Annotated in this window: 26 protein-coding genes and 1 other RNA gene; 8 read left to right on the top strand and 19 right to left on the bottom strand. The window is 42.5% G+C overall.

All coding sequences use genetic code 11. From position 1 onward, the window contains the following. Positions 1 to 127: 127 nt before the first annotated feature. Together M1K46_RS16435 and M1K46_RS16430 are read left to right on the top strand one after the other, a co-directional pair. The gene (locus M1K46_RS16435) at positions 128 to 466 is read left to right on the top strand and encodes a DUF485 domain-containing protein (protein WP_053354333.1); all 339 of its coding nucleotides are present in this window, start codon (positions 128 to 130) and stop codon (positions 464 to 466) included. Next, complete coding sequence (locus tag M1K46_RS16430) at positions 463 to 2004, top strand: solute symporter family protein (protein WP_091005616.1); 1542 nt, start codon at positions 463 to 465, stop codon at positions 2002 to 2004. Before M1K46_RS16435 ends, M1K46_RS16430 begins: the two co-directional genes overlap by 4 nt. Positions 2005 to 2028: 24 nt before the next feature. Here the strand turns inward: M1K46_RS16430 and M1K46_RS16425 are convergent, their stop codons facing one another. The 4 genes from M1K46_RS16425 to M1K46_RS16410 all read right to left on the bottom strand — a co-directional run bounded on the left by M1K46_RS16425 (position 2029) and on the right by M1K46_RS16410 (position 6447). Further along, on the bottom strand, positions 2029 to 3447 hold the full coding sequence (locus tag M1K46_RS16425) for an amino acid permease (RefSeq protein ID WP_256226851.1): 1419 nt from the start codon (positions 3445 to 3447) through the stop codon (positions 2029 to 2031). Positions 3448 to 3603: 156 nt separating this feature from the next. Next, entirely contained in the window at positions 3604 to 4464 is an 861-nt protein-coding gene (locus M1K46_RS16420; protein WP_256226850.1) for a CvfB family protein, read from the bottom strand. 95 nt (positions 4465 to 4559) lie between these two features. Further along, positions 4560 to 4712 (bottom strand): YycC family protein, encoded by a 153-nt coding sequence (locus tag M1K46_RS16415; RefSeq protein ID WP_256226849.1) that lies wholly within the window; start codon positions 4710 to 4712, stop codon positions 4560 to 4562. 46 nt (positions 4713 to 4758) lie between these two features. After that, on the bottom strand, positions 4759 to 6447 hold the full coding sequence (locus M1K46_RS16410) for a formate--tetrahydrofolate ligase (RefSeq protein ID WP_256226847.1): 1689 nt from the start codon (positions 6445 to 6447) through the stop codon (positions 4759 to 4761). Positions 6448 to 6630: 183 nt separating this feature from the next. Between M1K46_RS16410 and M1K46_RS16405 the strand changes: the two genes are divergently transcribed. Continuing rightward, the gene (locus M1K46_RS16405) at positions 6631 to 6951 is read left to right on the top strand and encodes a 2Fe-2S iron-sulfur cluster-binding protein (protein ID WP_062232057.1); all 321 of its coding nucleotides are present in this window, start codon (positions 6631 to 6633) and stop codon (positions 6949 to 6951) included. Between the two features lie 58 nt (positions 6952 to 7009). On the opposite strand, the gene M1K46_RS16400 is transcribed toward M1K46_RS16405, so the two are convergent. Then, complete coding sequence (locus M1K46_RS16400) at positions 7010 to 7654, bottom strand: HD domain-containing protein (RefSeq protein ID WP_053354339.1); 645 nt, start codon at positions 7652 to 7654, stop codon at positions 7010 to 7012. 73 nt (positions 7655 to 7727) lie between these two features. Here M1K46_RS16400 and M1K46_RS16395 point away from each other — a divergent pair, with 73 nt between their 5' ends. Continuing rightward, positions 7728 to 7979: a DUF2564 family protein gene (locus M1K46_RS16395; RefSeq protein WP_091005610.1), complete on the top strand. Its 252-nt coding sequence runs from the start codon at positions 7728 to 7730 to the stop codon at positions 7977 to 7979. 22 nt (positions 7980 to 8001) lie between these two features. On the opposite strand, the gene M1K46_RS16390 is transcribed toward M1K46_RS16395, so the two are convergent. Together M1K46_RS16390 and M1K46_RS16385 are read right to left on the bottom strand one after the other, a co-directional pair. Further along, positions 8002 to 8289 carry a DUF6123 family protein gene (locus tag M1K46_RS16390; protein WP_256226845.1) on the bottom strand — a complete coding sequence of 96 codons (288 nt, stop codon included), beginning with the start codon at positions 8287 to 8289 and terminating at the stop codon, positions 8002 to 8004. Positions 8290 to 8346: 57 nt separating this feature from the next. Beyond that, complete coding sequence (locus tag M1K46_RS16385) at positions 8347 to 9009, bottom strand: reverse transcriptase-like protein (RefSeq protein ID WP_256226844.1); 663 nt, start codon at positions 9007 to 9009, stop codon at positions 8347 to 8349. 84 nt (positions 9010 to 9093) lie between these two features. On the opposite strand from M1K46_RS16385, the gene M1K46_RS16380 reads away from it, so the two are divergent. Further along, a complete protein-coding gene (locus M1K46_RS16380) occupies positions 9094 to 9492 on the top strand; it encodes a reverse transcriptase-like protein (protein WP_256226843.1) in 399 nt (132 codons plus the stop codon). Beyond that, on the top strand, positions 9489 to 10412 hold the full coding sequence (locus tag M1K46_RS16375) for a DMT family transporter (protein WP_256226842.1): 924 nt from the start codon (positions 9489 to 9491) through the stop codon (positions 10410 to 10412). Before M1K46_RS16380 ends, M1K46_RS16375 begins: the two co-directional genes overlap by 4 nt. Here the strand turns inward: M1K46_RS16375 and M1K46_RS16370 are convergent. The 3 genes from M1K46_RS16370 to M1K46_RS16360 all read right to left on the bottom strand — a co-directional run bounded on the left by M1K46_RS16370 (position 10409) and on the right by M1K46_RS16360 (position 11761). Then, on the bottom strand, positions 10409 to 11302 hold the full coding sequence (locus M1K46_RS16370; protein WP_256226841.1) for a 5'-3' exonuclease: 894 nt from the start codon (positions 11300 to 11302) through the stop codon (positions 10409 to 10411). The two genes, M1K46_RS16375 and M1K46_RS16370, sit on opposite strands and share 4 nt — an antisense overlap. 98 nt (positions 11303 to 11400) lie before the next feature. Then, positions 11401 to 11586, bottom strand: a non-coding RNA gene (gene ssrS / locus M1K46_RS16365) — 6S RNA. Between the two features lie 34 nt (positions 11587 to 11620). Then, complete coding sequence (locus M1K46_RS16360) at positions 11621 to 11761, bottom strand: hypothetical protein (protein ID WP_197275459.1); 141 nt, start codon at positions 11759 to 11761, stop codon at positions 11621 to 11623. Between the two features lie 113 nt (positions 11762 to 11874). Here M1K46_RS16360 and M1K46_RS16355 point away from each other — a divergent pair, with 113 nt between their 5' ends. Both M1K46_RS16355 and M1K46_RS16350 read left to right on the top strand, forming a co-directional pair. After that, entirely contained in the window at positions 11875 to 12126 is a 252-nt protein-coding gene (locus tag M1K46_RS16355) for a hypothetical protein (protein WP_062232046.1), read from the top strand. A 98-nt stretch (positions 12127 to 12224) separates the two neighbouring features. Beyond that, positions 12225 to 12614, top strand: coding sequence for a hypothetical protein (locus M1K46_RS16350; protein WP_062232044.1), 390 nt, complete (start codon positions 12225 to 12227; stop codon positions 12612 to 12614). A 26-nt stretch (positions 12615 to 12640) separates the two neighbouring features. Here the strand turns inward: M1K46_RS16350 and M1K46_RS16345 are convergent, their stop codons facing one another. The 9 genes from M1K46_RS16345 to M1K46_RS16305 all read right to left on the bottom strand — a co-directional run bounded on the left by M1K46_RS16345 (position 12641) and on the right by M1K46_RS16305 (position 21924). After that, entirely contained in the window at positions 12641 to 13933 is a 1293-nt protein-coding gene (locus tag M1K46_RS16345) for a peptidase (protein WP_256226839.1), read from the bottom strand. 20 nt (positions 13934 to 13953) lie between these two features. After that, the gene (locus M1K46_RS16340) at positions 13954 to 14616 is read right to left on the bottom strand and encodes a 3-oxoacid CoA-transferase subunit B (protein ID WP_062232039.1); all 663 of its coding nucleotides are present in this window, start codon (positions 14614 to 14616) and stop codon (positions 13954 to 13956) included. Beyond that, complete coding sequence (locus M1K46_RS16335; protein WP_248252686.1) at positions 14583 to 15308, bottom strand: CoA transferase subunit A; 726 nt, start codon at positions 15306 to 15308, stop codon at positions 14583 to 14585. Before M1K46_RS16335 ends, M1K46_RS16340 begins: the two co-directional genes overlap by 34 nt. 19 nt (positions 15309 to 15327) lie before the next feature. After that, positions 15328 to 16695, bottom strand: coding sequence for an aspartate aminotransferase family protein (locus M1K46_RS16330; RefSeq protein WP_256226837.1), 1368 nt, complete (start codon positions 16693 to 16695; stop codon positions 15328 to 15330). A 67-nt stretch (positions 16696 to 16762) separates the two neighbouring features. Next, positions 16763 to 17041 carry a YokU family protein gene (locus M1K46_RS16325; protein ID WP_091005596.1) on the bottom strand — a complete coding sequence of 93 codons (279 nt, stop codon included), beginning with the start codon at positions 17039 to 17041 and terminating at the stop codon, positions 16763 to 16765. A 10-nt stretch (positions 17042 to 17051) separates the two neighbouring features. Beyond that, positions 17052 to 18476 (bottom strand): lysine 2,3-aminomutase, encoded by a 1425-nt coding sequence (ablA, locus tag M1K46_RS16320; RefSeq protein ID WP_305585683.1) that lies wholly within the window; start codon positions 18474 to 18476, stop codon positions 17052 to 17054. A gap of 168 nt (positions 18477 to 18644) precedes the next feature. After that, positions 18645 to 20045, bottom strand: coding sequence for a sigma-54 interaction domain-containing protein (locus tag M1K46_RS16315; RefSeq protein ID WP_256226835.1), 1401 nt, complete (start codon positions 20043 to 20045; stop codon positions 18645 to 18647). A gap of 68 nt (positions 20046 to 20113) precedes the next feature. Continuing rightward, on the bottom strand, positions 20114 to 20977 hold the full coding sequence (gene ablB / locus M1K46_RS16310) for a putative beta-lysine N-acetyltransferase (RefSeq protein ID WP_256226834.1): 864 nt from the start codon (positions 20975 to 20977) through the stop codon (positions 20114 to 20116). A 104-nt stretch (positions 20978 to 21081) separates the two neighbouring features. Then, on the bottom strand, positions 21082 to 21924 hold the full coding sequence (locus M1K46_RS16305; RefSeq protein ID WP_256226833.1) for a PHP domain-containing protein: 843 nt from the start codon (positions 21922 to 21924) through the stop codon (positions 21082 to 21084). Positions 21925 to 21947 lie beyond the last annotated feature (23 nt).

The following is a 21947-nucleotide window of genomic DNA, read 5'->3' as shown; positions in this document are numbered from 1 at the left end:
TTTTAAAAAGCTAGATAATAAGCCGTAATTTTTATATAATGGAAATGATTTAATTTTCAGAAAAAAACAAAAAGGAGTGTTGCATGATGTTAAACAATATACCCGCTCAGGCTCAGGAGGGGATAGAGTGTTAGCAGAGAAAAAATCTGAAAACAAAAATATTAATTATTCCAAGATTGCTTCTTCTGCGTCCTTTAAACAATTACTTCAAGCAAAAAAGAAATTTCTTCTTCCGATGTCCATTTTCTTCTTTGTTTTTTATTTTACTCTCCCCATCATGACCTCATACTCTACAATTCTTAATACTTCTGCATTCGGTGAAATTAGCTGGGCCTGGGTTTTTGCTTTTTCACAATTTATTATGACATGGGTATTATGCAGCCTTTATTCTAAACGAGCGGTTGCTTTTGACAAACAAGCAGATGAGATTATACGTCAGTCTTTAAAGGAGGCTGACAGAAAATGAATACAGCTTTTATGCTATTTATAGCAATTGTGGCAATTACCCTTGTGATTACTTATTTTGCAGCGAAACGCACAAATACAGCCAATGATTTCTATACAGCCAGCAGTGGACTGACAGGCTGGCAGAATGGCTTCGCGATCGCAGGGGACTACATGTCAGCAGCATCTTTCCTCGGGATTGCCGGGTCTATTGCACTTTCGGGTTTTGATGGCTTTTTTTATTCCATCGGCTTTCTTGTGGCTTACCTTGTTGTCCTCTATCTCGTGGCTGAGCCTTTGAGAAATCTGGGGAAATATACAATGGCTGATATGATTGCGGCTAGGTTTAATGATAAAAAAGTCCGGGGTGTGGCTGCGTTAAACACCATCACTATTTCAATCTTTTACATGATTGCTCAATTGGTCGGTGCGGGCGCGCTGATTACCTTATTACTCGACATAGAGTATACAACTTCTGTTCTAATTGTTGGTGTGCTTATGACAGTCTATGTGGTGTTTGGAGGAATGATGGCGACAAGCTGGGTTCAGATTGTAAAAGCGGTACTGCTGATGGCAGGTACTTTCATTATCTCTCTGATGGTATTTGCAAAATTCGGCTACAGCATCACGGGTATGTTTGAACATATAAAAACAGCCACCCCATTAGGTGAGAGTTTTCTCCATCCAGGAAACAAATACAAAGATCCTCTGGACACTATCTCTCTGAATCTGGCACTCGTTCTGGGAACGGCAGGACTTCCCCACATACTTATTCGCTTTTTTACTGTAAAGGATGCACCAACCGCAAGAAAGTCAGTCGTTTATGCGACATGGATGATTGGTATCTTTTATATTATGACAATCTTTCTTGGTTTTGGAGCTGCTGCTTTCGTTGGAACTGATTCTATCATAAAAGCAAATGCCGCCGGAAATATGGCTGCCCCACTGCTTGCAAAAGCGCTTGGGGGAGATTTCTTGTTTGCTTTTGTATCTGCAGTTGCTTTCGCTACCATTCTGGCAGTAGTTGCTGGTCTAGTCCTTTCAGCTGCTTCAGCATTCGCCCATGATTTTTACAGTCAAATCTTACGGAAAGGCGAAGCCACTGAAAAAGAACAGATGAAAGCTGCCCGTTGGTCTTCCATTGGGGTAGCCATCTTGTCCATTATCCTCGCGTTATTTGCACAAAAATTAAACGTAGCTTTTCTCGTTTCACTTGCTTTTGCTGTAGCTGCCAGCGCGAACCTTCCCATTCTATTATTCACTGTATTTTGGAAGCGCTTTAATACAGCCGGAGCCATTTCTGGAATGCTGGTTGGGCTCTTAAGCTCACTTATTTTAGTAGCTCTAAGCCCAAGCGTTTGGTCTCCAGAAGCAGGGATGGCGATTTTGGTCGGGGAACCTGTCTTCCCATTAGCAAATCCGGGTATTGTTTCAATTCCACTCGGATTCATTGGTGCTATTGCAGGTACCCTTCTTTCCTCTAATAAATCTGATGATGGCAAGTTCGATGAAATCGTAGTCAAGGTCAATACCGGAATCGGTCTCCGAGATAATGCTTAAAATAAAACCATTGAAAGAGGACAGCTAAAGCTGTCCTTTTTCTTTCTTCCAAAAATGCTTCCTTACCATCGGATAAAAAATGATTCCTGATACAAGAAGCACCATGCCGAAGAGGAAGGTTTTTATATCGGTGGTTCCTGCTTTTATGACCCATAAGGAGTATATAGCCGCTAAAACAGCAATGAGGCCATCACTGTATCTGTTTTTATTGTTGTTTTCATAGGTATCGCCCAGAATGACCAATTTGATCTGATAAAGCGAAGCCATTAAATATGGGACCAGAAAAGCCAAGGTAGCAACAAATATGACAAAGTCAAAAGCTTCAGCCATCGACTGGGAAACAACTGAAAAGATAAAAAGCTGTGTCATGATATTTGTTACTGTTAATGAGAATGAAGGTGCTCCATATCTGTTTTCCTTAGAAAAAGCAGGGATGAACATAGATTTATTAGCTGCTTGATAAGGTACTTCTGCAGCGAGCAAGATCCATCCGATTGTCGCTCCAAATAATGATACGATGCCAAGAAGTGCCATAATACTGCTTCCTGAAGGTCCAACGACACTTTCAAGCGCATCGACCAGCGGCTTTTGGGAATGGATCAGTTCTTTTTGCTGCAGCGTTCCCATGACAAGCACGGTGATTCCAATATAAATTATGAGTGCAATAAGAAGTCCAAGTATGGTTGCTTTTTTGACATCGTTTTGTTTTCTGGCACGATTTGAAAACACTACGGCGGATTCCACTCCAACAAAAGCCCAAAGGGTTGCAATCGCAGCACCGTTCAACTGTCCAAGAAATCCGGTTGTTTCTCCGGTATTGCTGTCAATTTTCGTTTCGATAAAAGGGATGAGATTGCTGGACTTAAAAGCAAACAGACAGATGATAATAAAAAATAAGAAACCAACTACTTTAGCTATGGTTGCAATAAGGTTTGCTTTACCGGCTCCTTCTATTCCCTTTAGAATGGCAAAGTGGAGCCCCCATAAAAAAGCCGAGCAAACCAGAAAAGTTATGGCTCCCCCGAGGCGGATTGAAGCTGATCCAACATTAAAAATATGCTGCTTGCTCGTCATAACCGGAAAAAACGTTGACAGGTAACTGGCGAACGTTGTTATGATTGCAACATTTCCAGCCCAGTTCGCCACCCAGTAACCCCATCCGACCAAATAGCCGGCAATTAAAGATGACTCTGTTCCTTCCTTAAACAAGGCTTGTGCATAATTCTGTGCCCCCCCATTTAATGATGGCTTCCTAAGTGCAAGGTTTCCAAATACCAATGCGGTTAGAAGCACACCGGCACCCGTCAGGATCCATGCACCAAGTACACCTCCAGGACTTGCGACCTCAGCTAAAGACCGAGGGAGCATAAATATCCCTGAACCTACCATGTTTCCAACAACCAGGGCCGTCAATACCCACAGGCCAAGCTTATGATCTTTCAATTCAGCAACCTCCTGAAAAATAAATAATACCCCCCTAATATTTCCGTATTTCATGAACGCTAACCATCATCAGGGCAAAAGTAAAAGCATGCAGACCGTTTATCTTCTGCATGCTTTATAAAAAACTCTGTTAGTCCATGTTGTTGAATGAACATTCTAAATCTTAAGGTACGTTTTTCCGTTCTCTTGCTTGATTTTATTTTCTTTGATCAATTTGCCCAGGGCCCGTTTAAATGCCGCCTTGCTTATATCAAATTCATTTTTAATCTCATCCGGACTGGATTTATCAGTATAAGGCATCTGGCCTTTATTTGCTTTTAGATAGGTGTAGATTTTTTCGGCATCCTCACTATATGCTTGTTCTTTCCTCGGCTTCATCGAAAGATTTACTCTTCCATCTTCCCTTATGAATGTGACGCGGCATTCTACCCGCTCACCGAGGCGGAGCCGGTGGCTCATTTCATCTTGATGGATAAAGCCGATCAGACTGTTCTCTGTAAAGATTAATGCTCCTGAATCATTGAGCTTGTACACATGTCCAGTAACCATTTGATTAAAATGGCTTTCATTCGCAGCTTCTGCCTGTTCAACAATTTCCTGTTCATTCGCAAGGTCTGCAAACAGCCTTCCCTTCTTATCCAGGCGAAGACCGCAGTACAATTGGTCTCCAATTACAGGCCACTGCTCTAAAGGGCCGGGCAGATCATCGTTTGACAGCAATACATCCTTATGTATGCCAATGTCCAGGAATACACCCAATCGTTTCGTAGAGCCAACGACCTTGAGCCATGCCAATGTATCCAGACGGACTTTTGGCTGGGTCATGGTTGCTGCCAATCTGCCTTCATGATCCTGGTATAAAAATACTTCGACCGTTTCTCCTTCTTTCAGCTCTTTAGAAGCTTCTCTTTTATGCAGCATAACTTCTTCCGTTCCAAGGCTTAAAAAATAGCCGAAATCGCTCAACCGTTCAACTTTTAATGTAAATACCTCTCCGGCTCTTAATTTATTTTCCATCGCAGCTCAATTCCTTTGTTCTTTTTATAATAGTATGGACGTTAACATTGAAAAATAGAAACCTACTTTTAATCCGTAAAGTAGGTTTCCGCCTTTTATTCTTCCTTTTTTGTCTCTTCTTCCTCAGAAATTTCCATGAGTTTCTTTATTAAAATATGCTGAGGCATATGCATAATCTGTTCAAGCGGAACATTCAGCTTCTTGGACAGCATGAGAGCTGTTTTTGCTGAAATTTGCAATGGTTTCATAATGTGCAGCCTCCCCTCCGCTAAGTATACCAAACCTGCTTCTCTTTTAAAACAATCCCACTGCTTTCCCGTCTTCTGTAACATCCATATTCAATGCTGCAGGTGCTTTCGGCAATCCCGGCATCGTCATCACATCTCCGGTCAGTGCCACAATGAAGCCTGCTCCAATTGATTCTTTTAATTCACGAATAGTGATCACAAATTCCTCAGGTCGTCCAAGTCTTTTCGGATCATCAGAAAGTGAATACTGGGTTTTGGCCATACAGACAGGAAGGGTTGACCAGCCTTGAAGTTCAAACTCTTGAAGCTGTGTCAACGCTTTTGGTGAAAACTGAACCCCGCTTGCACCATACACTTTCTCGGCAATCGTTATGATTTTTTCTTCAAGTGGCTGATCCAGTGTATACAACGGCTGATACTCATTGGTTCCATTCTCGATAATATCGAGTACTTTTCTTGCCAGCTCTTCACCGCCTTCTCCGCCTTTCAGCCAAACATCGGATAGTTCAACAGGTATATTCTTCTCGCTGCACCACTTCAAGATATACTGAATTTCAGAATCATGATCGGACACAAAACGGTTGACAGCTACCACAAAAGGTACCCCAAATGCCTGGATCGTTTCAATATGTTTTTCAAGATTGGCCATTCCATCAGCCAATGCTTTAAGATCTTCCGTTGACAATTGATTTTTATTCTGTCCTCCATGCATCTTCAATGCACGTGCTGTAGCGACGATTACGACTGCACTGGGTTTCAGATCAGCATAGCGGGCTTTTATGTTTAAAAACTTCTCCGCCCCGAGATCAGCACCGAACCCTGCTTCTGTTACAACATAATCTCCAAGTTTGCTGGCTAACTTTGTCGCGATGATGCTGTTGCATCCGTGGGCAATATTGGCGAACGGGCCTCCATGAATAATAGCTGGAGTATTTTCAAGCGTTTGAACGAGATTAGGTCTGATCGCATCTTTTAAAAGCAGGGTCAGTGCACCTTCTACTTTTAAATCGGAAACGGTTACGGGTTTATTTTCATAGGTATAGCCAACAACCATTCTGGAAAGTTTCTTCTTCAAGTCATCCAGATCTTTGGCAAGACAAAAGATGGCCATGACTTCAGAAGCTACTGTAATATCAAATCCATCCTCACGCGGCACACCCTGCACGGGTCCGCCAAGACCGATGACAATTTTCCGAAGTGCTCTGTCATTCATATCGAGAACACGCTTCCACACAATTTTCCGAGGATCAATGTTCAGTTCATTCCCGCGGTGGATGTGATTATCGATGACTGCTGCCAAAGCGTTATTGGCAGTTGTAATCGCATGAATGTCGCCAGTAAAGTGAAGATTGATATCTTCCATCGGAATAACTTGGGAGTATCCCCCTCCAGCTGCACCGCCTTTAAGTCCCATACTAGGGCCAAGCGAAGGTTCTCTTAGAGCAATAATGGCTTTTTCTCCGATTCGGTTAAGAGCCTGTCCAAGGCCTACCGTTACCGTTGATTTACCCTCACCAGCAGGAGTTGGATTGATGGATGTTACGAGTACAACCTTACCCTCCTGCTTCGTTTTGAGTTTGTCGAACAAACCCAGTGAAAGTTTTGCCTTATAGCGCCCATAAGGTTCCCAGTCTTCTTCTTGAATATTCAATTGAGCGGCGATCTCTTCAATTCGAAGCATGTTCGCTTCTTGTGCGATTTCAATGTCGGACTTATGCTTGACTTCCTTTGTCATGTGTAAGGTACCCCCTGTAAAATACGTACATATTATCATTTTACATAAAATCATTTATAAAATGTAAACATTCTTGTTGTCCTATCGATTTAGTTTATCCTGAATTTTGTTTTTACCGAGATTAGTTTATCGTATAATAGAAAGGAATTGATCTTGCAATTCTAAAAGGAGGAATTGAGATTCATGGCAAAAATCACTGTACAGGGTTTTGGTGATTATGAAATTGAAAATGGAAAAAAACTTGTAATCGGACTTGAAGACAATGGAGTGGATATTCTTCACCGCTGCGGCGGGAAAGCAAAGTGTACAACCTGCCGGGTAGAGGTTGTCTCCGGTGACCTGGGTGAGATGAACGAATTTGAACGGAATATCATTGAAACGAAAGGGTTAGGCGAAGGGATTCGTTTATCTTGTCAGGTAAGGGTTGAGCAAGATGCTGAAATCCGTCCTGCGATGACCGTTTCAAAAGATGGGCTCGATCCAGGTCCGCGCCCTGCCGAATAAGCTTTAACAAAGGAGGCTCCATTCTTTTAGAATGAGCCTCCTTTGTTTATAGGGTTTATTATCGGATGCCTTCCCACTCAGAAAAAAACACATCTAGATACGATACCATCTGTTGATGTCTGCTCTCTGCAAGTTTTTTTCCATGCTCTGTATTCATTCGGTCTTTCAATGTCAGCAGTTTTTCATAAAAATGGTTGATAGCAGTTGACACTCCATTTCGGTATTCACTTTTTGTCATTGTGTTCCGTACAGGAATATCCGGGTCATAGATCATTTGTCCGACATGCCCGGAATACGCAAAAGTTCTTGCGATGCCGATCGCACCAAGGGCATCCAAACGATCGGCATCCTGGACTGCCATTCCCTCAATTGTCTTCATCCCTGTTGAATTTCCGCCTTTAAATGACATGGTTGAAATGATCTCAAGAACATGTTGCTTTTCGGGGTTTGTTACCTCATGCTTGGTTAGCCATAAGGATACCTTTACAAGTCCTGCTTCTTCAGATGCATTAAATTTTTCATCAGCTATGTCATGCAGGAGTGCTGCCAAGCTGCAGACAAAGGGATCCGCACCTTCTTTTTCTGCAATGGTAAGAGCTAGCTTATTCACCCTGTATATATGCCACCAATCATGGCCGCTGCCTTCCCCGCGCAAAGTTTCTTGAACGTACCGCTCGGCAGCTTCAATAATTTTTCTTTCCATTGAATTTTTCCTTTCTCATTATAAAAGTTTGTTCCAAAAGACATACTAAAAGTAAAACAGGTAGGTGAATTATATGTCAGAACCGTATAACGATCTTAAACAGGTAGACATGTCCATTCAGAGTGCACAACGAATCATCGGACATGCTACGATGAGTATGGATCCCGGCCAGCTTCATGCAGCCAAAGAAGCGCTGAATACTGCTAAAGAGCATTACGATGCCATGATGAACAACCAGACAGGAATGGATGGCATGTTTTTGGAGAATGCCCGTGAAACATTAGAACGCTGCGAACAGCAGATCAATGAAGCATTAAAACAATAAAAGCCGGATATCCGGCTTTTTTTTATGAATAAGAAACGTTAACCTCTTCTTCAAGATCATTCACATATGTATACGCTTTTCTTTTTGTTTTAATTTCATTCTGCTTAAATCCCTCTAAAAGAGCAATATAGTAGCTTCCGTCGAACTCTCTTTGGATTTTTAACGTAATTTCAATGGCGACGCTGACCATATAATCACTCATTCCAGTAAAGTGCTTACCGAATTCAATAAATGCAGTATCACTTTCTTTTAATTTAATCCCCTTTGAAGCCAGGTACCGGAAGTATTCCTCGATTGAAAACTGAGACAATTGCATCCCATCCTATTCTTTGAAGATTCATGTAAATTGTATCAGTCAAAAATACCATTAATCAATGATTTCTTTTTTACCATGGATCATGTTCTTGTGAAGTGCCTGTGTCGCAAGGGAATCTGCCTCTTTATTTTCTTTCCGGGAGATTAACTCATAGGATGGTTTGATTCCGAGTATTTTCAGTTTTTCTTCAATTTTGTCCATCCATTTTTGCAGATTTTCTTCGTAACAAGGCCATTCCCCGCTCATTTGCTGAATAACCACCATTGAATCCCCTTTAATCGTTACCGGTGTCCGCTGTACACCCAGACGTTCCAGTTCATTTAAAAGCAGCCAAAGCGCCGCATATTCCGATTCATTATTCGATTCAATCATATGGTAAGAGGCATTGGAGCGTACCCGGTAATTTTTATTCGATTGTTTATAATAAACTGCTGTTCCCTGCCCGGATAAAAGCTCATCTTTTTGAAACCCGCCATCAAAAAACGCTGTGATATCCGATGGTTCTGTCTCAATAACATCCACCATTTTTTGAAGTTCTTTTTTAGACCAATAAACACCAGTTTCGTCAAGAAACGTAAGATTTCCAAGACGGCCTGTTCTTTCAATGTCAGCAGCAAGCTGAACCGCTTGCGCCACCGTCACGGGATCTGAAACAAACCGTATCATATTCATTGATCTTGAGGGCTTATATTCCCATTCCAACGTAACTTTCATCGCAGGTCCTCCCTGAATTTGTAATATCTCATTTCTTATTGTATCCCATTTCGCTATAATAGAAAAAAACAGGAGGGGATCGGATTGATCGAAGTGTATATTGACGGAGCAAGCGCAGGAGATCCGGGTCCTTCCGGGGCAGGCATCTTTATAAAACTAGGAAATGGAACGGTTGAAAAACACAGCATTCCGCTCGGAAGCTTATCCAATCATGAAGCGGAATTCCGCGGCCTGCTTCTTGCTTTAACGATTTGTGTGGAAAAGAACTATGACCCGGTTTCATTCAGGACCGATTCTCAAGCGGTGGAAAGAGCGGTAGAAAAACGGTTTGCCAAAGACAAACGATATGATCCCTTATTGCAGGAAGCCTTACATATGATTGATCAGCTGCAGTTGTTCTTCCTGAAATGGATACCGAGCAAACAAAATAAGGTGGCGGATGATCTTGCTCGAAAAGCTGTCCAGCTCAATGAAGTGCAATGAAAAGAAAAATAGCAGATACCGGTCTTCTTCTTGTTGCATTGGTGTGGGGAACAACATTTGTCATCGTTCAAAACGCGGTTGCCTTCCTCCCTCCGTTTGCATTTAACAGTATCCGTTTTTTTTTGGCTGCTATAATATTGGGAGGCTGGATCGTTTTTGCTGCACCTGACAAGAAGCAGTTTCTCAAGAGTAAACGCATCTGGCATAAAGGGATCTCACTCGGCTTCTGGCTATACCTGGGATATGGATTTCAAACTGTCGGATTAGTCTACACGACATCGTCGAAGACTGCGTTCATCACGGGATTGAGTGTGATTGTCGTTCCCCTTATGGCCGTCTTTTTTTTAAAACAAAGGCTGAATCTTTCCTCTGCAATCAGTGTAATAATGGCAGTAGCTGGTCTGTATCTACTAACAGGAGGAAGCGGCTTAGCTATGAATAAAGGCGACTTTTTCGTCCTGCTTTGTGCATTTTCATTTGGTATGCATATTGTGATGACTGCCAAATTCGCTTCCGGTGCCCCCGTTTTATGGTTAACACTCATTCAGCTGGCAACCGTCTCATTCCTGAGCATGATCACATCGCTCTCCATTGAAAACTGGAAACCCGCTTTCAAGTGGGACATCATGCTCCAAAAGGAAGTGATAACAGCTCTGGTCGTCACTGCTATTTTTGCTACAGCTCTCGCGTTTTTAGCACAAACCTATTTTCAAGGCTACACTACTCCAGCCCGTGTGGCTCTCATTTTTGCTCTCGAGCCCGTTTTCGGTGCTCTGACAGCTTATGTTTGGGCAAATGAAACCCTTGGTGCGAAAGGGATCACAGGATGTATCCTTATCCTTGCAGGAATGATCGCTGCTGAATTTCCATTTGCTAAATTTTTAAAGAAGAGAAAAACAAAAGAGTGGGTAAATTCTTAACCCACTCTTACATTTATCTCAAGCTCAGTAAGCTCGTCCAACAATTTTGATTTATCTACTTTGATCTGTATCTGATCAAAATCAAGCTCAAGAATATCCGGAACATCGGTATATATTTTGCAAAGATCCTTGCTAAGGAACGCCATTTCTCTTCCAAGCTGAAGCTTTTTGAAATACCTTTTGTATTTCTCGTCCAGTTCATCTACCTTATGATAGATGCCCTCAACATTTCCATACTGCTGAATGAGAGGCAGAGCTGCCTTTTCACCTACACCGGCAACACCGGGAATATTATCGCTCTTATCCCCTAACAGTGCTTTTACATCCACCCATTGAGACGGTTCAATGCCATAGTCTGATTGAAAATGAGTCAGCGTATACTTGGTTTCACCCTTCTTTGCAGCGATAAGCTGAGATGTTTTTCCGCATAGCAGCTGAAGCAAGTCCCTGTCGTTACTGTAAATGATGCATTCCCCGTCTTTTTCATCTCTCCATTTTTGAACAAACGTCCCAATGATATCGTCGGCTTCATATTTTGGAACCGTAAACTGAGGAATACCTAAGCTATTAAATAGGGAAACTGCTGTTTCATATTGCTGGATCAATGGTTCCGGCAATTCATTCCTGGTTCCCTTGTAATCTTGATATTTCTGTTTGCGCAGCGTTTCATTTCTCTTTACATCCCAAGCGATGGCTAAGTGAGTCGGTGTGTGGATCCTCAACAATTGCAGCAATTTTTGAATTTTAGCGCGCAGACCATTTATAAACAACCCTTTAGAGTTGCGTTGAAGCTGATGAAGTTCTTTTCCGTAAGCCGTAGCAAAATAACACCTGCTCAGTAAATTAAACCCATCAATCAGCAATAGTTTCTCATGTTTTTCATCAACCATTTCATTCACCGTCCCGCATACCCGGCCATCTCGTCTGCCAAGTTATTTTTATTTCATAAAAAAAACTTATTTTACGTAGTTGTAAAATAAGCTGTTTATGTATGTCCGCTCTGCCGTAACTCATCCTGTCTTAAAACCCGTTCTCACAGGTGGGTATCCGCAGCTGTATTTTCATCTTCCTCTAACGAATGGAGAGGCACGATGTATTCAACAGACATTTAGGATTCCCTTATTACTCATATCGGTTTAAGACAAAATAAGAGCTACTAACATCGCAGACTGTAATTATAACGCCATATTTAAATTTTGTAAATAAGTTTACTTCGTTTTCTTGCCATGGCGATGGCCGCTGCTTCTGGAATCTTCCATAGCAGCAAATTCAGAATCGCTTCGCTGTGCCATTTGTTTCGCATTGTTGTTGCGCTGGGCATTGGCATTTCCTTTTTTCTGTTTTCCCAATGTTTTCAGCTCCTGTTATATAGAGTATAACTATTGTTTCCATTCGTCAAAAATAAATGCGTAACATAATTTTCCTGACAATGGTAACCCTATGAACAGGAGGTTGATGTACAATGTCAAATGCTTATCTATGCCCAAACTGTAAAACCAATCGTACAAGGTTTAATCTGATCGCGCAAGTTCCGCAGTCTGTAAAATTAGATCCGTCAACAGGCTCAGTTGTCAATCAGTACGAAAATGCTGATGACTTGGATCCCTTCCATATTCCGTATAACGGAGCGGAAAGGCTTGTGCAGTGCGCTGCTTGCGGAGTCATCGGGGAAGAAGCTTCATTTATTAAAAGAGCACAGCACAACCCTCGTTAAAAAGATGAACAGTCTTGTTCATCTTTTTTTTGGCTGAAAAAGGAAATCATTCTACGGCGGCGAAATGTAGAGTAAATACCAAAGGAGGAATAAAGCGATTGCACGATAAAAGTCCAGGATCCCATTTGTTTAAAATACCGAGATGCAGCATTCAAAACGATGAGTTTCAAATTGTCTCTCAATATTATGAAAGCGAATACTTGGCGTACAGAACATTTATCGTTTCAAAATTAGGAACACCCTATCTCCTTTATGAACTCGGCATTACATACGGTGCTGCGTACGAGCTGAATCAGTCGTATCCTCTGCATGTTCCGGCCTTTCTGCTTCCTCTTGGATTAAATTTTGTTTATGAAATGCTTGCAGCTCCCTGCCCGCCCCATTGTTCATCCTTAATCACGAAACAGCATATCACCTCACTTACTATTCATTGGAGCAAACTCCCTCCGATCACCGATCATTTCACTTCTCATTCATTCCACAGTTAAAGAAAAAAAACCCGCCTCAGCAGGTTTTACGTATCTTTTTTGACGAGCAGATCTTCTTTTGTTTCTGTTTCAATCCCGCCGCACCAATCCATAATCGTTAAAGTGATAATTTCAGCTGCCTGAAAAATTTTATCCAGCTCAATATGTTCGTCCGGATAATGGGCAACTGAAGTTACTCCAGGCCCGAATACAATGCTCGGTGTATGGCCGACAGATGTTAACAACCCTCCATCTGTTCCCCATGGTGATGCTTCAATAACAGGTTCACTCTGACAGATTTCAGTAAAACGATTGGACAAAAGCTTCATGAGATCATGGTCTTGTTCAATGCTGCCAGGCAGCCACTGTGCTCCAAACCATTCCACAGCGGGAGGATGTTCTTTAAGCCATTGATCGTTGAGGCTCGCCATTCGATTTTCTAGCTCGCCTTTCACATCCTCAAGTGTTTCACTTGGAGCCACACCTATTCTCCCTTCAATAACAATATGATCGGGAACAGATGAAGGCCATTCCCCGCCTGATATTTTCCCTAAGTTAATCGGTACAGGGATAGGAATATTTTGATAGAGAGGATCTGTAATTCTTTCATTTCTTGCTTTCTCAAGGTCTTGCAGCTCCTTAACAACAATCATCGCCTTTTCAAGCGCGCTGACCCCTTCGTATCTTGTTCCTCCATGGGCGGATCTGCCGTACACATTTATCCTGAACCACATGGATCCTTGCTGGCTTGGAAATATCTTCATATTCGTCGGTTCCGGAATGATAGCAGCATCTGCCGTATATCCCCTAAGAATAGCGGCAAGTGTACCTGCCCCTCCGCTCTCCTCTTCCATTACACTATGGAAAATGACATCTCCTTTTAACGGAACGTTCAAATCCTTTAAGCATTGTATTGCTAGAAGCAGGCATAAATTTCCGCCCTTCATATCTGTCGCGCCTCTGCCATACAGTTTTCCGTCCTTAATTTCACCGCTATAGGGATCGTTTTCCCATTGGCTGAGATCACCTGGAGGCACGACATCCACATGCCCGTTCAAAACGATCGACCGCCCTCCTCCGCTTCCTTTTAAAATCCCCGCAACGTTAGGGCTGTTTGAGAAATCTGTTCTCGTCGCACAAAAATAAGGATGCCGGAAAAACGCTTCGCCATCCGGATGCCAAACATCTACTTCCAGACCTATATCCTGAAGCTTATCTGCGATTAGCATCTGGACTTCTTTTTCTTTTCCCTGTTCACTGTTCGAACGTACCATCTTCTGCAAAAATGAGATGGCTTCTGGCTTATTGCTGTCCATCCACTTTTGAATTTCCTTTTTCATGTTCACCCTCCTGCCATTTTTTACTGAAAAGTTCCGATCTGATCGAGAATTTCTAAAGGAGCACCCGTTGATTTCACCACATCATCAACGGTATAGGGATGCATAATTTCTCTTAATACAAGCTTTCCATCCATCACGTCAATTACAGCTTTTTCTGTAATGATCATGTGAGCGCCTTTTTGCACCGTAAGCGGCAATTTGCATTGTTTTACGATCTTTGGATTGCCTTCTTTATCCGTGTGATTCATAAGAACGATGACCTTTTTGGATTTTTGTGCAAGGTCTATGGCTCCCCCCATGCCCGGCACCCTTTTTCCGGGTACAATCCAATTGGCGATGTCCCCTTTTTCACTGACTTCCAAAGCTCCTAATACGGTAATGTCCAGAAGTCCGCGCCTTATGATGCCAAAAGCTGTGGCACTGTCAAAATAGGATGCTCCTGAGATCAAGGTGACTGGATAACCTCCGGCATTGGAGAGGTTGCCGTCTTCTTTTCCCTTTTCTGGTGATCCGCCCATGCCTAGAATTCCATTCTCTGTATGAAGCATGACACCGTGGTCATTCGGAATGTAATCCGCAACTAGCGTAGGTATGCCGATGCCTAAATTGACGATCGTTCCTCTGTCGATTTCAAGTGCTGCCCTGCGTGCTATTCGGTGCCTTGTTTCAATTCCCAAACCCATTCCCAATCCACCCCCTTGCTTTGAACGATATAATCCACGAAGACACCAGGCGTTATAATACATTCCGGATCCAGTTCACCTGCGGGTACGATTTCTTCTACTTCTGCAATCGTTATGTTGCCTGCCATAGCCACGAGAGGATTCGTATTCCGCGCGCTTTTATCGTAGACTAAATTTCCATAGGTATCGGCTTTTTGTGCATAAACGATAGAAACATCGGCTGTAAGGGCAGGCTCTACCATATAAGTCGCTGAGTTAATATCCACTTTCTGCTTGCCGGATTCAACGACCGTTCCAAGGCCTACATCCACTAAAATTCCGCCAAGGCCCATCCCGCCGGCCCTGATTTTCTCGGCCAGGGTGCCCTGAGGAATAAACTCCACAGCCAGTTCACCGCCGTGCATCTGTTTACCCGCTTCCGGATTGGAACCGATGTGGGAAGCGATAAGACGGCTGATCCGCTTCTCAGTGATCAGTTTGCCAGGTCCGATCCAAGGAAAGCCGGTATCGTTGCTGATCATAAAAATATCCTTGATGTTTTGGTCAAGAATGGCATTGATTAAGCAGGGCGGAGCCCCCACCCCTCCAAACCCTCCTACCATCAGCGACATGCCATCATAAAAAAGAGCAGCTGCTTCTTCCATCGTGATGAGCTTTGTTTTTAATGTTGTTTCATTGGTATTGGACAGCATGGTTTTAATCTCCTTTCTTCTAGCTCGTTGCTCGATGAATCACAATTCCTGAAGATACAAGATGGTTCATTAATTCTTGCAAGCTTTCATCCAATATTCTTAATATTTCGTAAACTTGAAAAGAAGTAACAATTAATGGTGGAGAAATTAACACAGCATCTCCCTCGTATCCGGTAACTCCTCCGAAAGCAGGATATATGATGAGTCCTTTGTTGAAGCAAATGGAGATCAGCTTTTCCCCCACACGGTCGCTGACAGAAAATGGCGCGTGGTTCAGCGCATCATTGACAAGTTCTAATCCGCATAAGAGACCTTTACCGCGAACATTGCCGACAAAAGAGTATTTTTGCTCCAGTTCTTTCAATCCATTTAATAAACGTTCTCCTTGTTCCTCGGCATTCTGAACAAGATTTTGTTGATCCATATATTCCATGACTGCACAGCATGCCGCAGCAGAAAGAGGGTTTGCACTGAAGGTGTGCCCGCTCATGACCACTCTGGATCCTTTTCGTATCACATTAATAATGCGGTCGGACACCACGGTTGCCGCCATTGGGGTATATCCTGCACTGAGCCCTTTGCCGAGGGTCATAATATCAGGCTCTATTCCCCAGTGGTCGATAGCAAACATTTTTCCTGTTCTGCCCATCCCCGTCATCACTTCATCGGCGATGGTTAAAATATGATACTTGTCACAGATCTCTTTCACTTTTTCATAATAGCCCGGTGGAGGTACAATCGCGCCGCCTGCAGCGCCAATGATAGGTTCAAAAATAAACGCAGCGATGTTTTCAGGCCCAATCTGTTCAATTGCACGTTCCAATTCGTCAGCACATTGTAATCTGCATCCGGGGTATGTATTTTGCAAAGGACATTGGTAGCAATAAGGTGCGGGAACAGCCGGGAAATCTTCAAGCAGCTCCGAGAATCGTTCTCTTCTCATATGATGGCCGGACATCGACAGAGCTCCGAGTGTTATGCCATGATAGCTGGTCCATCGGGAAAGTATTTTTGTTTTCGTGTAAATTCCTTGTTCCTGGAAGTACTGGATCGCTACCTTTAATGCGGTTTCCGTGGCTTCCGATCCGCTGTTGACAAAAAAGGTCCAGTTCAAGTCACCAGGAGTCATACTTGCTAACTTCTTTGCCAGTTTTTCTGCCGGCAGACTTGTGAAGTGCGAACGGTAAACGAAGGCAACCTGCTTTGCTTGTTCTTGTATCGCATCCGCGATTTCATCTACACCATGGCCGATGTTTGCGGTTACGGCTCCTGAGGATCCATCGATATACCGATTGCCTTTTTCATCATATAAATAGATTCCCTTTCCATGACTGATCATGGGATAGCTTGCATCCAGCACCGGTTTAATAATTCCTGTTTTGTCCATGAAAGGCACTCCTTCCAATCATGATGGAAAAGCAACGGAAATCCGCTGCTTTTCATTGAATGCATATTTAATAGGATTTAAAGTAATTTTTCTTTAAAAAACGTTCTTGAGCCATTAATTCTTTGAACGTCAAAACCTGACTCAGCTTTTTTGTATCAATCAATAAAAGCTGATCTTCAATTTCTTCTACGATTTCATCTTCATGATATTCCATACTGCAAGACTCGCAATAAAGAGCCGGGATTTCTTTTATTTGAAGTGCCCGGGTACCGTCATGCAGTTCCCAGTATCCCGTCTTGGTAATGTCTTTGGCTGAATGATCATTGCACCACATGCATTCCTTCATGAGCGGCCTCCTATGCTTCTTTCACTGTGCCATCATCCTGAGTGGCTGTTTCTTTTTTCAGTTCATGTTTGAATTTCTTTTCTTTCATTTCGTCCCGTTTTTCACGTTTATCTTTCAGCGTGGCATGTGCCGGGTTCGTTTCGTATGTTTTTCTTCGGTCAAATCGGTTTAAGCCTTCAGGAACGATATTGAATTTCTCATCCTTCATAAGTGCTGTAATTCCTATTGCGGCCGGCTGCTCTGTAATACCCATGGTCTGGTTAAAGTACTCATCTGCCAATCCGGCTTTATAGTTTTGAGGTTCGGGATAAGACGTGATAACTCCTTCAAAGTTTCGTAAAATTACTTTATCAGGGCTCTGTGAAATCAAATAATTTGGCTGAAGAGAAATTTTGCCTCCTCCACCCGGTGCATCCACAACAAAAGTCGGAACAGCATATCCGGACGTGTGGCCACGTAATGCTTCTATGATCTCCAGCCCTTTTGAGACAGGTGCACGGAAATGTCCGATGCCTTCAGATAAGTCACATTGATAAATATAGTAAGGGCGTACACGGATCTTTACGAGATCGTGCATCAGCTTTTTCATAATATGCGTGCTGTCATTGATTCCAGCCAGGATAACAGACTGGTTACCGACCGGTACACCGGCATTTGCCAGCATTTCACATGCCTTTTTGGATTCCTCTGTAATTTCAATGGATGTATTAAAATGGGTGTTGAGCCAAACCGGATGATATTTCTTTAAGATGTTGCACAGATTTTCGGTAATTCGCTGCGGGAACACGACAGGAGCACGTGTTCCGATCCGAATGATTTCCATATGCGGGATTTCTCTTAGCCTTTTTAGAATATATTCAAGAATGTTGTCATTGATTAATAAACCGTCTCCTCCAGAAATCAGGCAATCTCTCACCTGAGGAGTCGCTGCAATATAATCAATGGCTGCGTCGAGCTGCTTTTTAGGTACACCCATTCCGATCTGTCCGGAGAAACGTCTTCTCGTACAATATCTGCAGTACATGGAGCATTGATTGGTTACTAGGAATAACACTCTGTCAGGATAACGATGTGTCAGTCCAGGAACTGGAGAATCTTCATCCTCATGCAGGGGATCTTCAAGATCATATTTTGTTTTCAGGATTTCCTTTCCGATCGGTACGGACTGCATCCGGATCGGACAGCGCGGATCATCCTCGTCCATCAGCCATGCATAATACGGGGTGATATTTAAAGGAATCGTCATGGTGGATATACGAACGCCTTCCTCTTCTTCAGGCGTTAAGTTTACGACTTTTTTTAAGTCTTCAATATTTCTTACCGTATGCGTCAGCTGCCAGAGCCAATCATTCCACTGCTCTTCTGTGACGTCCTTCCATAACTCAATTTCTTTCCAATGTCTTTTTGGCTGGTACAATCCATTCATGATAGGCATTGCGTTACCTCCTTGTATACTTAGCTCGTTAATCTATACTTGCAAGTTCCGTGCCAAAATGAATGATACTGAAAAAAAGCCTTAGATCCCTGATTATTCTGATAATGCTAATGTATGCGCCTATCCACTTGTTTGGGAAAAAGAAAAAACTGCCGAAAATCCGGCAGTTCAGTGTGCATTAATTTTTAATTTATATTGAAGTGTCTGTCTCGGTATTTTGAGCAGTTGTGCAGCTTTCTGAATATTTCCATCCGAAGCAGAAAGAGCCTTGGATATCAGCTCGCGTTCCCGATGAGCGAGAGCCTCCCTAAGAGGAGGAATGGGTGTCTGCTCAATAGAGCCTGCAAGAGAAGGAGTGGCCAGGAGATGATGAGGCAAGTCTGCAACTTTTATTTCCGCATTATCATCCGCCATATTCATGGCATATTCGATCACATGTTTCAGCTCCCTGACATTTCCTGGCCATGGATATTGCTGAAAAAGATGGAATGCTTCTTCTGAAAGCCCCTTAATTTGTTTTTTGAATTGAACATTATATTGAGAAATAAAGTGCTCCGCAAGCAGATGAATATCTGAAATACGATACCGCAATGGAGGGATTTCAAAAAAAATCACGTTCAGCCTGTAGTATAAATCTTCCCTAAGTTTATTTGATTTAACACATTCTGAAGGGTGTTCATTCAATGCAGCCATGATCCTTACATTCACCAAATTGCCCTGAACAGCACCGATTCTGCGGACTACCCCATCCTGAAGGACCCTCAATAATTTTGCTTGGATATCAAGAGGCATAGAATTGATCTCATCTAGAAACAGGGTTCCACCATCCGCCAGTTCAAAAAGGCCCGGCCGGTCGACAGCACCCGTAAAGCTTCCCTTCACTGTACCGAATAACATACTCTCCAAGAGCTGTGATGGAATTGCAGCACAGTTCTGGGCAATAAATGGTTTGTTTTTTCTCAATGAATGATTATGTATACCTTGAATAAGAACTTCTTTTCCGGTTCCGGTCTCCCCGAAGATCAGAACGGGTGAGGAAGTTTCAGATACTTTCTTCGACAGTGACTTTAACTGATCAATCTGAGGATCAGCTGAAATAAAGTCCTCTAAGTGATAAGATGCATAATGGCCATTTTTTATGGTAACGGAACGGCCTTTATGGAACTGCGCCTGCATATCAAGAAGCTTCTCGGACAATTGTTTTATTTTTGTAAGGTCTTTTGATATTTCAATCGCACCGATCAGTTCCCCGTCAACTATGAGCGGCAGCGTCGTGTTGACAGTATCCACCCGCTTGCCGTTTACGTTTGTATACGTTTGATGCTGGTTGATGATCGGTTTTCCTGTTTTAATAACGTTCAGCAATGTACTGGTTTGCTGGTTTAATGAAGGAAAAGAGTATAGTACGTGCTGGTTTAGCACTTGAGGAACTTTTAAACCATCAAGCCTTGCGGCAACTTCATTATAAAAAATGGTCATTCCGCTGGCATCCACTGCATGAATTCCTTCATCAATCGTCTTCAATATGGCTTTTAGCATCTCAATGGTTTCAACCGAGTCTTTAAACATAGGCACCTCCACTCTGAATCAAAAGAACAAGCTGCTCAATTTTCATCAGGATCGCCGAAAATTCGGCACTATTTTGCTGACAGATCTCTCATCCAGAGGTTCATGTCCTCGTATTTATCAAAAATCAGGCAATTTTTTGTGAATCTCCCATGATATTTATAGCCTCTTTGAAAAAAGACGGCATTCATTCCAAACGACAAAGAGCGTGCGATGGAATAGGCACAATAGATCTTACGGTTCTTCAGTTCCAGTTCAAGCTTCTCAATCAAGATTTTCATCAGACCAAATTTTCGGTGTTCAGCCAATGTAGCACAGTCTGTAAGTTCTGCATTGTGATATTGCAGATTAATATCCGCAGATGCAGCACTTACAATTTCTTCATTCTGTTCGATCACATAATAAATGGTCCCCTGCTCCATTGTATTTTTAATATAGGAAGGATCATTCATTGGAGTGGGATATACTTGGAATACCTTTCCATATAAAGTGGATAGGCCTTCTGTATCGTTTTGGTCAGCTAATCGGATAAAGTAGTTTTCTGGCAGAGAATATCCGCCGGATTTACCCTCTGGAAGTTCAAAAATTCGATCCATAATCTTATCTTCCTCAACCCAATAGTCACTTCTCTTCCTTTCGTTTGTGTAATATCGGCACATCGCCACAGCATCGCTTCCATTGAAATACTGGCTGAATACCGCTTCAGGCAAAAAGCCCAATGCTAGAAAAGCTCCGACATGTTCTGATTTTGCCTTAATGATCACTTTTGAGAAATCATGCTGAACAGCCAGTTCGTTGACTTCAGCGGCCAAGGAAGAAATATTTCCCCGATAATCATCCACTCTCAATCGTTCATTAAAATAATCCAGAAATATCTCAGCTGTTACATCTTCTTTATTAATTTCTGTTTGTTTATAAAACGTTTCAGTTTGCATTTGATTATTACCCCCATTTCTACCTTGTTTATTCCATAGCCATTTGTTTATTCCTTTAAAAATTTAAAAGGAAAGGCGAAAAGAAAAAACTGCCAATTGGCAGTTTAACGATATTTTTTTGATAAGCTTTTTAACTTTTCTACTGTTATTAAGTCAGAGTATCGATTACCAAGGTCTCCGTGAAAAACTTTTCCGTTTCGAATTCCATGATAATCACTGCCTCCTGTGGGAATTAACTGGTAGCGCTCAGCAAGGTTTCGATAATGCACTTCCTGCTCGGCTGAATGATCCGAATGGTAAACCTCGAGCCCTGCTAATCCATGCTCCTTCAACTGCGGAATCAGTTCGTCCTGATCATATAAACCCGGGTGAGCCAGAACAGGGACACCCCCGGCATCAAGAATAATATTAACGCCATCAGCCGGTGATATTCTCTCAGTGATGGCATAAGCCAGCTTCCCTTTGCCTAAATACTTATCAAATGCTTCTCTCAAAGAGCTGATGATTCCTTTCTCCATCAGTACTTCAGCAATATGAGGACGGCCAATATTACCACTGGATGATTTCCTTTTTGCTGTTACTTCTTCCATGGTGATTGAAATTCCGAGCTCCTGAAGGTTGTTAACGATCTTTTCATTTCTTTTATTTCTGACAGTACGAAGTTCCTCCAGCTTTGAAAGGAATTCAGCATTCTCATGGTCAATGAAATAACCAAGAACATGAATATCTTGTCCGTTGTCGAGCGTACTGATTTCAATTCCTGGGATACATAAAAAGTTTGAATGACTCGCAGCCCCGCTTAGTGCTTCAGAAACGCCTGAAACCGTGTCATGATCGGTAACTGCAAGCCCGCCAAGCCCTTTTTCTGCGGCAAGTCTGACGTTCTGAGCAGGCGAGTTTACTCCGTCTGATGCGGTTGAATGAGTATGCATGTCGATGTTTGCCATATTTATTTCCTTTCATTCATACT

The sequence above is a fragment of the Fictibacillus sp. WQ 8-8 genome, from assembly GCF_024494405.1.
GTDB classification, from domain to species: domain Bacteria; phylum Bacillota; class Bacilli; order Bacillales; family Fictibacillaceae; genus Fictibacillus_C; species Fictibacillus_C marinisediminis.
The sequence above is the reverse complement of the archived record's forward strand: the minus strand, read 5'-3'. Positions and strand labels throughout refer to the sequence as shown.